Below are 13,079 nucleotides of genomic sequence, written 5' to 3'. Positions count from 1 at the left end.
GTATCACCCGGCTCATCGACGCGATCACCGGAAAGAAACACAAGATCGCCGGCCTCCAGATTGGCTGAGGCGAGCACCGGGGCACGGCCGGGGCCGGGGCCCTTCTTTTCTTCCTCCGTGGATCTACAATCCCCGGCGTGATGAACCTTCGACCTTCACGTTGGGGTACCGTGTTGTCTCTCGCCCTGGTGCTCGGGCTCGGCATGCCGGGGCCGGAGGCCTGGGCGGCCAGGGGCACGCGGAGCGCCAGATCGGCCAAGAAGGCCGGCAAGGCGAAGGCCCGGAAGGGACCACAGCCGAAGCTGCTCACGCCCGCGGAGGACGCGGAGCTCCAGCCGGGCAGGAAGGTCACCTTCAAATGGAAGGTGGCCGCGAAACTCGTGCGTCTCCAGGTGGCGCGCGACGAGGAGTTCACCGACACGGTCATCGACCGGCCGGTGAAAGGACGCTTCGCGATTCTCCCGCTCGAGGAGGGCTCGTACCACTGGCGGGTGTCGGTGAAGGGGATCGCTTCCGACCCGCGCAGGCTGACCGTGGGCACCGAGCCGCCCCCGGAGTCCCAACCGGAATCGCAGCCGGTGGCCCAGGCGCAACCGGAAGAGACGATGACCGGTGGTCTGGGGCTGGATCTCACCGCGGCCACCACCCCGAGCGACACCAGCACGGAGTCCTCGAGCGACACGATCGCCCAGACTTCCGCCGCGGAGCCCGTGACGAGCGAGCCCGCCAGGCCGGTGGAGGCCGAGGCGGAGCGTCCGTCCTCCTCGCAGCGCGGCAACCAGAAGCGCTGGAGCGTGCTCATCGGCGGCTCGGCCGCGTTCGGCCCGGGCGCACCCAATTCGATGGCGTCGCTGCGGTACGAGGCCAGCGTCGCGTTCCGGATCGCGAATCCCTTCGAGCTGAGCCTGGCGGTGGGTGGCACATCGCTCAACGTGCTGGGCACCCGCGATGAGACCTGGCCGTACTACACGTGGTCCGGGCAGTACTACTTCGACCTCGGGGCACGGTACCGGCTGGTTCGTTTCGAGGGCGGAGCGTTGTTCGGGCTCGTGGCCGGGCGGGTCTCCTTCTTCACCGCCTCGCCGGAGCAGTTGGGCTTCCTGGCGGAGCGCAGCCCGTTCTCGGCCGGTGCGGGTGTTGCCTTGCGCTTCCGGGCGGGCCTCCCGCTGGAGCTCGGTGTGCGTGGCAACGTCATCACCGGCAAGAGCCTGGGCGGCGAGCTCGAGCTCGGCCTGCGCGTCATGGTGTTCTGACGCCGCTTGGAGGCAGGAACACCGCGGCTCCTGTTTCTCCAGACTTCCTCGAAATACTGTGATTGACTGGGAGGAACGAAGGAGGAAGACGTGCGCATCGAACGGCTATCGGTGGGGTTGCTCGCGACGGTGACGCTGGTCCTGGGGGGAACCCAGGCGGGCTGTGGCCAACCGGAGCACGAGTCTCCGGAAACCCCCGGGGAGGAGCAGGGCACGAGTACCTCCGCCCTGAGCTACCCCAACGGGAGCAGCCGGACCGTGGTGTCGAAGCGGGTGGTCTACAAGGATGGCTCGGGCAACTACCAGGCCGCGCCGGGCTTCGAGCAGTTCCGCGCGGCCGGAGCACCGGACGGAGACCTCCACAACATCCGGATCGCCGAGGTGGATGCGCCCCTCACGCGCGAGGCGATCGTCCTGATGTCGTCCGGCCAGAAGATGTCCAGCAGCGGGCACAACAGCGGGGTGACGGGGCAAGGGGCGAGCTGGGACGCGGCCTGTGATGCCGTCTCCTGCCCGAACGTGACGCTGGACGGCCGCTCGCTGGCGATGAAGCTGCGCTCCCTGGGCTGGTTTCCCACGGGCTCCACCTACCTGGCCGTGGTCAATGACAACAACTTCGACCACTTGTTCGACAGCGGCAAGAAGCAGCAGCTGCTGAACGGATTCACCCGCTGGCTCCAGGCGCAGATCCGCCCCGAGACCCGGTCCATCTACCTGGCGGGGAGCTCGCGCGGAGGCTGCCTGGTGATGCTCATGGCCCAGGCGCTGCGCGCCAACCCGGCGTACGACGGCATCGATCTCTACGTGTCGTCGTTCGACGGGGTGTGCAAGTACACCCAGGGCGAGCTGGGGACCTTCGGGGAGAAGATCAACAACCCCGTCCGCCCCTGGGGCACGTTCTACGGCGGCTGGGCCACGGATCTCTCCGCGCAGTTCCCCCGGAAGGGGCGGCTGCGCATGTACCACATCGCGGGTGGGGAGGAGGTCGCTCCGGCCTCGGGGATCCGCGCCTTCTCGGCGTACTCGGGCTCGCCCCCGTCGACGGGCAGCAACCTCGACTGGGGCTGGTACAAGCAGACCTGGGTGCGCTGGCAGCACAAGGAGATCGGCAATCCCTACACCGAGCCCAGCTCGTCGGATCAGCCGCGCGTCATCTCCGAGACCATCGACGCGCAGCTCACCTGGCTCGATGCCTTCCTGTGAGGGTCCAGTTCAGCAAACCCCCAAGCTAACGGCCCAGGACCGGATGAAGGCCCGGTGCTTCTCCTCCTTGGGGGCACCGATGTCCTCCGGCTGTATCTGTTCCTCGGTGAAGAAGCAGGCCAGGGCGGCGATGGAACTGGCGGCTGGATCCTTGCGCGTGAGGTCCGCGCGGCGCTGGTGCACGACCAGGTAGCAGTGGGCCTCGGGGATGCCCGGCAAGCCCTCGCGCGCGAGGATGGCTCCTACCCCCGGCGTGTTGCGCTCGTGCATCTCGTAGATGCCGAGCGTCAGCTGGACGGGCTGTCCGTGCGCACGCGCCAGGGCGGCCAGGAGGGCATGCTTGGTGCTGCTGGTGCCTCGCCCTTCCGGCAGGACGAGCCGGAAGTCCGCCCGGTCCGAGTTGCGTCCGTAGGGCAACTCCCAGACATGCCGCGCCGCATCCACGAACCCGCGCAACCCGAGCGCCAGGAAGCCCTGGGCCAGGGGCTCATGCTCCGACAGCGGGAAGTCGGGGAGTGCCAGGAGGGGGAAGAGGGACGTCCGCATGGACCGCAGCGTACAGCCGGCGTGCAGGAGTCTGCGCGGTCCTGCCTCCCTTCTTGCACAGGCTGCACATCCCATCGTCCTCATCGACCTTGGTTGAACGGCATCGGCCTTGCAAAATCCGGCGCGCAACCCTCGCACTTCCGCCCTGGAGGCAGTCATTCTTCGCGACGTCTACATCACCTCGCTGGGCACGTTTCTCCCCGGCAAACCCATCGGCAACGACGAGATGGAAGCGTATCTCGGGCGTATCCAGGGAAAGCCCTCGCGCGCCCGCGCCCGCGTTCTCAAACAGAACGGAATCCAGACCCGCCACTACGCCATCGACACGCAGCAACGCAGCCTCTTCCGCAATAGCGAGATGGCCGCACTGGCGGTGCGAGACGCGTTGACCCGGCGGCAGCGCCCGCTCGAACAGGTGGATTTCCTCGCCGCCGCCACCACCCAGGGCGATCTCTGTGTCCCAGGCTTCGGCAGCATGGTGCATGGCGAGCTCCAGAACCCCACGTGCGAGATCGCGTCCCTGCACGGCGTCTGCGCCAGCGGCGTCATGGCCCTGCGAAGCGCCATGCTTCAGGTCAAGGCAGAGGAACGGCAGCTCGCCATCGCCTGCGCCAGCGAGTTTCCCAGCCGCCTCTTCAAGGCCTCGCGCTTCACCGCCCAGCTCGGTGAGGACGGAGAGCTTCCCTTCGACACGGAATTCCTCCGCTGGATGCTGTCCGATGGCTCCGGTGCCGCCGTGCTCGAACCCGCACCGCGCTCGGAAGGGCTCTCGCTCAAGATCGAGTGGATCGAACTGCGCTCTCACGCACACCAGTACGGCGTCTGCATGTATGCCGGCGCCAATACCGCCCAAGGGGAGCTCGGGCCCTCGTGGCTGGACTACCCCAGCTTCGAGGCTGCCTCAGCTGAGGGCGCCATCAACCTCAAGCAGGACATCCGGCTCCTGGACAACATGGTGAAGATCGGGGTCGACGGCTACTTCGATCTCCTCGAGAAGGGACGGCTCACTCCCGACTTCGACTACTTCGTGTGTCACTACTCCTCGCACTTCTTCCGCGAGCAGATCCGCAGGCTCCTGGATCAGGCCGGCGCCTCCATCCCCGAGGAGAAGTGGTTCACCAACCTGTACACCAAGGGCAACGTGGGCTGCGCGTCCATCTACGTGCTGCTCGAGGAGCTGTTCCACTCCGGCAAACTCCGTCCGGGTCAACGCATCCTCTGCATGGTGCCGGAGAGCGGCCGCTTCATCGCCTCCTACATGCTGCTCACCGTGGTGGGCCAGGAGGCTCCCGCGCGCCCCGCCCTCCCCCCGGTGACCCCGGCGGGACCGCCCGCCCTTCAAGTCAATACCACCGATCCGTTGCAGGCCTCCCTCGTCCGCCAGCTCACCCGGGTGTGGATCGACTTCGAGGCCCGCCTCCACCAGGTGCCCATCGTGTCGCGGCTCGAGCATGGACAGCTCACGGTGGAGGACTACCGGCTGCTCCTCCTGAACCTGCGCCAACAGGTTGCCGAGGGGGCACGCTGGATCGCACGCGCGGCCTCCCACATCGATCTCTCGGCGTTTCCGCTCCGCTCGCTCTTCATCACCCATGCCCGCGAGGAACACCGGGACTTCCAGATGCTGGAGCGCGATTACGTCTCGGTGGGCGGGAAGCTCGAGGACATCCAGAACGGGCAGAAGAATGTCGGCAGTGAAGCCCTCAGCGCGTGGATGTTCCAGCGCGCGAGCCAGCCCAATCCCTTTGATCTCATGGGGGCGATGTTCATCATCGAGGGACTGGGCAGCCGCCTCGCCCGCGGTTGGGGGGAGCGCATCCGCGATCAGTTGGGACTCGCGGACTCGCAGGTGTCCTTCCTGCTGTACCATGGCTCCAACGATGAATCGCACCTCGACAAGCTGGAGACCGCGGTCCAGTCAGGACTGTTGACCGAGGCGCTCGTCGAGCGCGTGGTCAAGACCGCCAAGGTGACCGCGCGCCTGTACCTCCTGCAGCTCGAGGAGCTGGGAAACGTGTGATGCAGCTGCTCAACGCCCTCATTCTCTGCATGGTGTACATGGTGCTCGCCGGCCTGGCGGTGGGCCTCGTGTACCACCGCACTCTCAGTCACCGGGCGCTGCGGCTGGCTCCCTGGTTCGAACGGACCCTTGTCACCCTGGGCCTGCCCGCCGGTACTCCGGTGCAGTGGGCGGGAAACCATCGCCGCCATCACGCGCACACGGACCAGGAGGGGGATCCGCACTCCCCGCGGCACGGGTTCTGGCACGCCCACAACGGGTGGTACATCGGCCAGACGCACTGGCTTCCGTGCCTGGCGTACGCGCTCGCGGGTCCGCTGCGCACGCTCTTCGATGGATGGCATCGGCCGCGCAGCAACCAGGAGTCCGTTCACCTGGCACCCGATGTGGCCGCGGATCCGTACTACAGGTTCGTGAGCCGTCCCGGTCCGTACCTCGCGTTCGCCGTGGCGCACGTGGCTGGATTCTATGGTGCGGCGTGGGCGCTCGGAGGCACCGCGGGGGTGGTCATGCTCCTGGCCACGCAGATCCTCGTCTACAACCTGGGGGACGCCATCGACAGCGCGGCCCACCTCATCGGAGACCGCCCCTTCGCCGTCACCCACCTGGCCACGAATCACCGATGGATGGCTTTTTTGACCTTCGGTGAAGGCTGGCACGCCAACCACCACAGCTTTCCACGCAGTCCCCGCACCGATATATTTCGCGGCCAGGTGGACGTCATCTGGTGGGAGATCCGGCTCCTGGCGCTGCTCGGCATCGCGAGCGAGCTCCAGCGGGCTCCCTCCGCCGCCGACGTCCGTGCCCGATTGAAGGATTCCGTGAAGGATTCTCCCGCTCATGTCCCTGCCCGCTGAGACCGCTCCACGGAGGCCGACGGACACCGCGCCCTCATCGGAGGTGCACGACTTCCAGGCGCCCTTCCTGGAGCGCACGCACGATCCCAGGGATCCGGATCCCTCCCTGGCCGCCTACCTGGACACCAGCCTGCCGCTGCAACCCCAGGTGCGGGCCGCGCTGCTGCAGGATCTGGAGCTGTTCTCCCGGAGGGTCCTCCACCGGATCTTCAGGCCCCTGGGGATCTTCGCCATCGTCGTCATCGGCATCCTGAAGATCTTCATTCCCCGGGCCTTCACCAGCTCCCCCCTGCTGCACAAATTCATCCACTGGGGACTCGAGTACTTCGTCGCGCCGCCTTCGAACTTCCTCATCCTCCGCCACTTCCACGTGGGCTCGGAGATCCTCGCGTTCATCGCCGCCAACGCGCCGGTACAGGTCCCCACCAACCCCATCCGGCCGAAGTTCCTGAAGGACGTGGAGCAGGAGATCTTCCTCAACCACGATCTCAACCTCTACAACTTCATCATCCGTCTCAACACCGCGCTGCAGAATGAGGGCACTCACCTCCATCCTCCGAAGCGGCTCAACTTCGACATGATCACCGATGGTCCGTTCGACATCGCGCCGCTTCCCCGGAGATGGACCAACTTCATCGACCTGTCGTCGGCGATCGAGGTCTACACCCCGCTGTACCAGCTCTTCCTGACGGAGCGGGACTTCCGCCGGGCCTACCACTCGCTCCAGCTCGATGAGACAGTCGCCATCTACGTGGCACGGTTGCTGGGGGACACCACCCACCTCGCACTGGTGAACAACCGCCACCCCCTGGTGCCTGACTCGGCATTCCGGTCCGCCAAGCGGCTGGTGCTCCATGGCCTGGCGTCCGAGGCCCTGCACGCGCTCCTCGTGCACCACAAGCGGCGGCAGAAGGAGCTGGACGCGCGGGGAGTCACGGCCTCGGGACATGGACTCGTCTCCCTGTGGAAGGCCCCATCACAGGGTGAGCCATGAACGCGCTGTTGGCCCAGGCGCGAGAGGCGCCCCTGTGGGCGATCTACGTCTTCACCGTCGTGGGCTTCGCCACGATCTACTTCGGGCTGGGTGCGCTGACCGCGTGGCTCACCGGGCACGTCTTCCCTGCCCTCGGTGTCGGCCGCAAGCTGGAGCTCCGCCCGGTGCGCCCCGGTCAGATCGGCGAGGAGATACGCGGCTCGTTGCGCTCGATCGCCATCTTCGGAGTCTACGGCGTGGCCGCCGTCGGCATGGACCGGGTGGGATGGACGCACATCATCTGGAACCTCGACCTGGTCCGATTGCCCGCCGAGTTGTTGCTTCTGACGCTGTGGAACGAGGTGCACTTCTATGGGTGCCACCGCTTGCTCCACCTTCCCTGGCTGTACCGCAAGGTCCACCACGACCATCACCGTTCGGTCGCCCCGACTCCCTGGTCGACCTTCAGCTTCCATTGGGGCGAGGCCGTGCTCCTGGGAAGCGTCATGCTGCCGGTTCTGCCGCTCTTCGATTTCAGCGCCCCTGCGCTCGTGCTCTTCCCGGTGGTGAGCCTGACGCTCAACAACCTGGGGCACATGAACTACGACCTGGTGCCGGACCAGGGCACCTGGCATCCATTGGCCGCGAGCCGACGCCACGCCCTCCACCATGCGAAGGTGGCGTGGAACCTCGGCTTCCTCTTGCCGTTCATGGATCGGGCGCTGGGCACCGCGCTTCCAGTCCATGAGGGGGACAAGGTCCTTCAGCGCGCCTCGAAGCCGTCGGCCTGAGCCCTCACCCTTCGCGCAGGGCCTCGGCCGGGGAGATCCGCATCGCCCGGCGCGCCGGGAGGAAGGCCGCGGGCAAGGCCGCCAGGAGGGCCGCTACCGACGCCAGCAGCAACGCTCGCCAGGGCGGAACGAAGGCCACCGGGAAGCCCATCCGGTGCGTGGCCTCCGAGAAGATCCACGCCAGCAACATCCCCACCACCATTCCCCCCAGGGAGCCCACCGCCGAGGTGACGACCGCCTCCGCGACGAGCATGGCGCCCACCTGCTTCCGGGCCATCCCCAGGCTGCGCAGCGCCGCGATGTCCCCCCGGCGCTCGAAGGCAGAGAGCGCGACGGCCGATCCCACCGCCAACAACCCCACGACGCCCGCGAGCAACAGGAGCCCGTCCATCGCCGACAGGGCCTGATCCACCATGTCGAGCACGCGCTGCTTGAGACTCGCCTGACGCTCGCTTCGCACACCCGGCATCGCGGAGAGGGCGCGCTCGACGGCCGCGAGGTGCTGGGGGCCCTCGAGGCGCAAGGCCATCAGGTCCGTCCCCTCGACCCCAAAGGCCTCTTCGAGCAGCACCTGCGAGACGATCACCGCGAAGCCATTCTGCGTGTAGTCCACGATCTCCGCCGACACGGTGAGCGTCCGCGGGCCGGTGGGGGTCTTCAGCGTGAGGCGTTGTCCCGCGCGCACGCCGAGCTGCTCGGCCAGGACCGAGGTCACCAACGCGCGATCGGTCTGCTCGATGGAACGGACGAGGTTTCTCGACTCATCGGGTTCCGAAGCACCCACGACCGTGTAGGCGCCCTCCTCGGCGTAGGCCCGGGCCGAGATGCCCACCACCGACAGTCCCAGCGTCCTGCCATCCTCGGCCTGCACTTGCGCGGCCCGGACGGTCACGGGGGAAGCGCGCCGGACGCCCTCGAGCGCCTGCAGCTGGCGTACGAGCGCCTCATCCAGACCCGAGGGCTTGCGCACGAAGAGATCCCACCCGAGCGCCCGATCCGACCATTCCTCCATCTGCCCGCGAACGCCCAGCGCCACCGAGGACATGCCCCCCACCATCGCCACCGCGCAGAGCACCGCCCCGGCGGCCAGTCCGCTGCGCACCGGTCTCCAGCGTGGGCCCGCGGCGCCCAGCGCCCAACCGCCGCCGAACCACCGCGCCGCGATACGGCTCATCCCCGAGGCCATGGGCCCGATGAGGGCTGGGAGGGCGCCGGTACAGCCGGCGATGAACAGGAGCCCCAGCGAGTAGGTCAGGATCGGCCCCGAGGAGCGCGGAGGAAAGAGCCAGAGCCCCGCGAGCGCCGTCACCGCGAGCGCCATCCAGGCCAGCGTGGCCGTCTTGCCAGGGCTCTCGGCGGCGCCTGCCCGCGCGCGAACGGCGTCGAACGGAGGTTGACGCGCCCCTTGAATCGCCGGGATGAGCGCACTGAGCACAGCCACCACGATGCCCGCGCCGGCCACGAGCACCGCGCCCCACGGATCGGAGGGAGGCGGGCGAGCCTCGGTGGCAGCCACCCGGGCGAAGATCTCGGCGACCCCCGCCGCCAGCGGCGCACCGAGCACCGCCCCCAGCAACGCACCGGGCACGGAACAGAGCAGGGCTTCCCACAGCAGCGGCAGTGCCGCCTGGACCTTCGTGGCCCCCACACACCGGAGCATGCCCGTCTCACGGCGGCGCTCGGCGGCGGCCGAGGCATACAGCCCATAAATCAAGAAGGCGGACAGGAAGAGCGCCAGCGTGGAGGTCAGATCCGTCCCCGCCCGCATGTTGTTCATCCGCAAGGCGACGTCCTTGCCACGCTCGCCGGGGCGCACCACCGAGGCCCCTTCCCCCAGCGTCTCCCGCAGCTGCCCCACCACCTCGTCGATGCGATGATCCGGCACCACGAGCGCCACTTCGGAGATCGCCTCCGGAGCGAGGCCAAAAGCGCGCCGCACCGGCTCGATGGGCGCGATCAGGACGTTCCCTCCGTTGCGGGCACCCAGTCCTTCCCTGGCGAGCAACCCCCGCACCTCGAAGGTGGCCTCACCGCCGGGCGCCACCAACCGGATCGTCGAGCCCGGACGCAGCCCCCGCTCGCGCGCATAGCTCTCGCCCAGCCACACCCCCGGCGTGAGCGGCTGGCCCTCCAGGGGGACGACACGGCCGCGCCCCGGCTCGCGCGCCAGGTCAACCCCTTGGACCCACAAGCCGCTGATCTGACCCGGGTAGAGAGGGGCCTGCCACTCCGCGAGTTCCTCGACACGCACCGTGGAGAGCTGGACCGAGGGCAATGCGGCCTCCACCCCCGGCACACCTTCGATCGCCTCGAGCGTGCCCGCGGGCAGGGGCACATGGGACTCGCCCGGTGGAATGACCGCCACCGCGGTGGTCCCGGCCGCCTGCTCGAAGGCCGCCTTGACGGAGTCCAGCGCGCCCTGCGTTCCCAGTTGCACGGCACGAAGCCCCGCGACCCCGGCCGCGATCCCCAGCAGCGTCACCAGGGTCCGCATGGGCCGTTGCAAGGCATGGCGGACCGCCAGCGCGAACCCCAGCCCGAGCGCCCGGCTCATGGAGCCTCCAAGCGCCCATCACGGAGGCGGATGATCCGGTCGGCCCTGCGTGCGGCCTCCTCGTCGTGGGTGACCATCACCACGGTACGGCCCTGCTCGGTGCAGGCGCGGCGCAACAGCGTCAGCACGCCCTGCCCCTTCTCACGATCCAACGCTCCCGTGGGCTCGTCCGCGAAGATCAGGATGGGATCCGCGACGAGAGCCCGCGCAATCGCCGCACGCTGCCTCTCCCCACCGCTGACCCGATCAGGCAGGTGCCTAGCCCGATGCGTGAGCTCGACGGACGCGAGCGCCGCCGCCACCTTCGCCGCATAGCTCGCGGGTGGCGTGCCCTCGAGCAGGAAGGGCAGCGCGACGTTCTCCTCGAGGGTCAGGACAGGGACCAGATTGTAGCTCTGGAAGACGAACCCCACCCGGGTGCGCCGCAGCCGGCTGATGGCCTCGTCCGACTGCTGGTGCAGCGGCTCTCCCCCGAGCCACACCTCGCCCGACGTGGGCGACTCGAGCCCGGCCAGGAGCGAGATCAGCGTGGATTTCCCGCTCCCCGAGGGCCCCATCACCGCCACGAATTCACCCGCGTGGACTTCGAGATCCACGTCACGCAAGGCCCAGACTTCTTCGTCCCCTGCCCGAAACGAGCGCGACAGCTTCGATGCTTTGAGTACGTTCATGATGATGGGATGTGCCCGCTCTGGCTGCGGCCGAACACGTGCCGGAGGATACTATCTTCGCCCAAGGTGCTCGAGAACCTGGGAGACCCGCGCGCTCGTGGACCCGTGGACGGGTAGCACTTCCATTCCCAACTCAAACGGGTCGTCGAACAGTATCCAGGCGAGCTTCTCGTCCACCTCCCGCCTCAGCCCGGCATCTTCGTGTGCGGGGAGCTGGATGCGATCGCGCTCCTCGATGGGCACGAAGACGATGAGGTCCAGGGTCTGGATAGTGGAACGAACCCGGGCAAGCCACTCCTCCAGCTCGAACGAATCGGAGTCCTCGTGGGTCAGGAGGTATCCCAGGAAATCGAGGGGGCAGCGATCGAACAGAACGTTTCGCGTGCCCTCCTCGTCCTCGAGCAACTCCATCGAGCGGCGAAGCTGTTCGAGGAAGTCTTCGAGGCACGGTGGAGAAGCGAACTCGTATCCCTCCTCTTCGAGGAGGTGGTACGGCTCGTCGACGACCCGATATTCCGCGAGTCGTTCCTCGAGCTCTTCAATGAGCGTCGACTTCCCCACCCGGTGCGATCCAGTCACCGCGATGCGCATCTCAGTACCCCTGGAAGACGAAGCGGCTCAGTGCGCATCCTCCGTGGCCTCCCGGAGGGCGTTGCAGGCGGGGCCGAACCCGAGGTCGCACCCCTTCTTGAAGAGGGCATTGGCGCGCTCCTGACTCGCCTCCACTCCATCACCATGCTGGTAGGCGAGGCCAAGGTTGAGGCAGCCTCCCGCCAGCCCCGCATCACAGGCCTTCTCGAAGAGGCTGGCGCCTCGCTTCATGTCCTCCTTCACACCGTTCCCGGACATGTAGGAGTGGCCGAGGATGTTGCAGCCGTTCATGTCTCCCGCGTCACACGCCTGCGTGAGAAGCTTCGCGGCACGCTCCTGATTCTTCTCCACCCCGTTACCGTCCGCGTAGGCGAGGCCGAGGCTGAAGCAGCCGGCGGCCGCGCCCCCGGTGCAGGCCTTCTCGTAGAAGGTGGCGGCGCGCGCCAGATCCTTCGTCACCCCATTGCCCATCGCGTAGGTAATGCCGACGTTGAAGCAACCCTTCGCGCTCTTCGCGTTGCAGGTCTTCTCGAAGAGGGCGATGGCCTGCTTCGGATCCTGCTTCACCCCCGCACCTTGCATGTAGGCGATGCCGAGGCCGTTGCACGCGTCCAGATGACCCTTGTCACACGCCTTCTTGAAAAAGGAGGCCGAACGTTCCGCGTCCTTGGCCACACCCAGGCCCTGCGCGTAGGCCACACCCAGCTTGTAGCAACCATCCAGGTCGCCCTTCGTGCAGTTCTTCTCGTTGACCTTCGCGACGCGGGCCAGTTCCTCCTTGCTGACGGGCGCCGCCTGCTTCGACACCTCCTTCTTCGTGGTCTCCTTCTTCGAGGCTTCCGCCTTCGCCGGATCTCCCTTCGGCGGCTGCGTCTTCGGGGCCTCCGCCTTCGACGCCTCCGCCTTCGACGCCTCCGCCTTCGCCGCCTCATGCGCGGAGCCGCGCGTCCCCAGCAGCATCACGGCCACGGTGAGCCCGAGCACCCAGGGGCGCCGACGCGTCTCGATTCCAGAGCGAAGCATGGAGAAGTCCTTTCCGGGCATGATGGCCCGTCGCGAAAAGTTCAGAATCCCCATGATACGGGATTCAGACACATCGGGAACCCGGGTGAGCGTCAATCGCACGCGCTCCCCGTGCTGACCTCCCCTACTCCACCACCGCGATGGCGAAGCCGCCCCATGCGCGCTTCCCTTCCGTCTCCTGCCCGAGAACCCGGTGCTCTCCGGGTGAAAGTCCGCAGGACAGGAGCAACCCGGCAAGGCGCTCGCTCACCGGCGGACGGCTATCGATGCCGAATTTCAGCGGCTCTCCGCTGGCCCTGGTCCCCGCTCTCGCCATGCGCCAGTAGAGCGCCCGCGATTCGAGCGACTCGGTCGTGAAGTAGTCGAACGCGACGACACTGCCCCTGGCGGTGCTGGCGATCTTGCGCAGGGTGTCCTCGACGGCTTGCTTCTCCAGGTAGTAGAAAACGCCGGCCGAGATGAGAGGGTGCATGTCATCAGCTCTTCGCTATTCTCTTCGAGCAGGTGGTAGGGCTCGCCGACAACCCGATACTCCGCGAGTCGTTCCTCGAGCGCTTCAATGAGCGTCGACTTTCCCACCCGGTGCGTGCCCGTCAC

At 67.6% G+C, this 13,079-nt stretch carries 12 protein-coding genes; 6 read left to right on the top strand and 6 right to left on the bottom strand.

The genetic code is table 11. From position 1 onward, the window contains the following. The first annotated feature begins 173 nt into the window (after positions 1-173). Both BO221_RS00770 and BO221_RS00765 read left to right on the top strand, forming a co-directional pair. Positions 174-1,253 carry a hypothetical protein gene (locus tag BO221_RS00770; RefSeq protein ID WP_143195192.1) on the top strand — a complete coding sequence of 360 codons (1,080 nt, stop codon included), beginning with the start codon at positions 174-176 and terminating at the stop codon, positions 1,251-1,253. Between the two features lie 90 nt (positions 1,254-1,343). Then, complete coding sequence (locus BO221_RS00765) at positions 1,344-2,456, top strand: hypothetical protein (protein WP_143195191.1); 1,113 nt, start codon at positions 1,344-1,346, stop codon at positions 2,454-2,456. 9 nt (positions 2,457-2,465) lie between these two features. On the opposite strand, the gene BO221_RS00760 is transcribed toward BO221_RS00765, so the two are convergent. Then, positions 2,466-3,002 (bottom strand): hypothetical protein, encoded by a 537-nt coding sequence (locus tag BO221_RS00760; protein ID WP_073558420.1) that lies wholly within the window; start codon positions 3,000-3,002, stop codon positions 2,466-2,468. Between the two features lie 109 nt (positions 3,003-3,111). On the opposite strand from BO221_RS00760, the gene BO221_RS00755 reads away from it, so the two are divergent. From BO221_RS00755 to BO221_RS00740, 4 genes are read left to right on the top strand one after another with little or no spacing between them, the layout of a single operon-like run. Next, the gene (locus BO221_RS00755; RefSeq protein WP_233165562.1) at positions 3,112-5,022 is read left to right on the top strand and encodes a 3-oxoacyl-[acyl-carrier-protein] synthase III C-terminal domain-containing protein; all 1,911 of its coding nucleotides are present in this window, start codon (positions 3,112-3,114) and stop codon (positions 5,020-5,022) included. Continuing rightward, complete coding sequence (locus tag BO221_RS00750; RefSeq protein WP_143195190.1) at positions 5,022-5,879, top strand: acyl-CoA desaturase; 858 nt, start codon at positions 5,022-5,024, stop codon at positions 5,877-5,879. Before BO221_RS00755 ends, BO221_RS00750 begins: the two co-directional genes overlap by 1 nt. Beyond that, positions 5,863-6,873, top strand: a complete 1,011-nt coding sequence (locus tag BO221_RS00745) for a hypothetical protein (RefSeq protein ID WP_198956041.1) — start codon at positions 5,863-5,865, stop codon at positions 6,871-6,873. The genes BO221_RS00750 and BO221_RS00745 overlap by 17 nt, the downstream gene beginning before the upstream one ends. Next, on the top strand, positions 6,870-7,643 hold the full coding sequence (locus BO221_RS00740; protein WP_083680603.1) for a sterol desaturase family protein: 774 nt from the start codon (positions 6,870-6,872) through the stop codon (positions 7,641-7,643). Before BO221_RS00745 ends, BO221_RS00740 begins: the two co-directional genes overlap by 4 nt. A 4-nt stretch (positions 7,644-7,647) precedes the next feature. On the opposite strand, the gene BO221_RS00735 is transcribed toward BO221_RS00740, so the two are convergent. From BO221_RS00735 to BO221_RS00715, 5 genes are all read right to left on the bottom strand, one after another. Continuing rightward, positions 7,648-10,197 carry an FtsX-like permease family protein gene (locus tag BO221_RS00735; protein ID WP_073558418.1) on the bottom strand — a complete coding sequence of 850 codons (2,550 nt, stop codon included), beginning with the start codon at positions 10,195-10,197 and terminating at the stop codon, positions 7,648-7,650. After that, a complete protein-coding gene (locus BO221_RS00730) occupies positions 10,194-10,793 on the bottom strand; it encodes an ABC transporter ATP-binding protein (RefSeq protein ID WP_233165707.1) in 600 nt (199 codons plus the stop codon). The genes BO221_RS00735 and BO221_RS00730 overlap by 4 nt, the downstream gene beginning before the upstream one ends. Before the next feature lie 126 nt (positions 10,794-10,919). Further along, positions 10,920-11,459: an AAA family ATPase gene (locus BO221_RS00725; RefSeq protein WP_073558416.1), complete on the bottom strand. Its 540-nt coding sequence runs from the start codon at positions 11,457-11,459 to the stop codon at positions 10,920-10,922. 27 nt (positions 11,460-11,486) lie between these two features. Then, positions 11,487-12,482, bottom strand: coding sequence for a tetratricopeptide repeat protein (locus tag BO221_RS00720; protein ID WP_143195189.1), 996 nt, complete (start codon positions 12,480-12,482; stop codon positions 11,487-11,489). Between the two features lie 124 nt (positions 12,483-12,606). After that, positions 12,607-12,954: a hypothetical protein gene (locus BO221_RS00715; RefSeq protein WP_073558415.1), complete on the bottom strand. Its 348-nt coding sequence runs from the start codon at positions 12,952-12,954 to the stop codon at positions 12,607-12,609. Between the last annotated feature and the right edge of the window lie 125 nt (positions 12,955-13,079).

The organism is Archangium sp. Cb G35, from assembly GCF_001896145.1.
GTDB classification, from domain to species: domain Bacteria; phylum Myxococcota; class Myxococcia; order Myxococcales; family Myxococcaceae; genus Archangium; species Archangium violaceum.
Note: the sequence above shows the minus strand (reverse complement) of the source record. Positions and strands in the feature narration are given on the sequence as shown.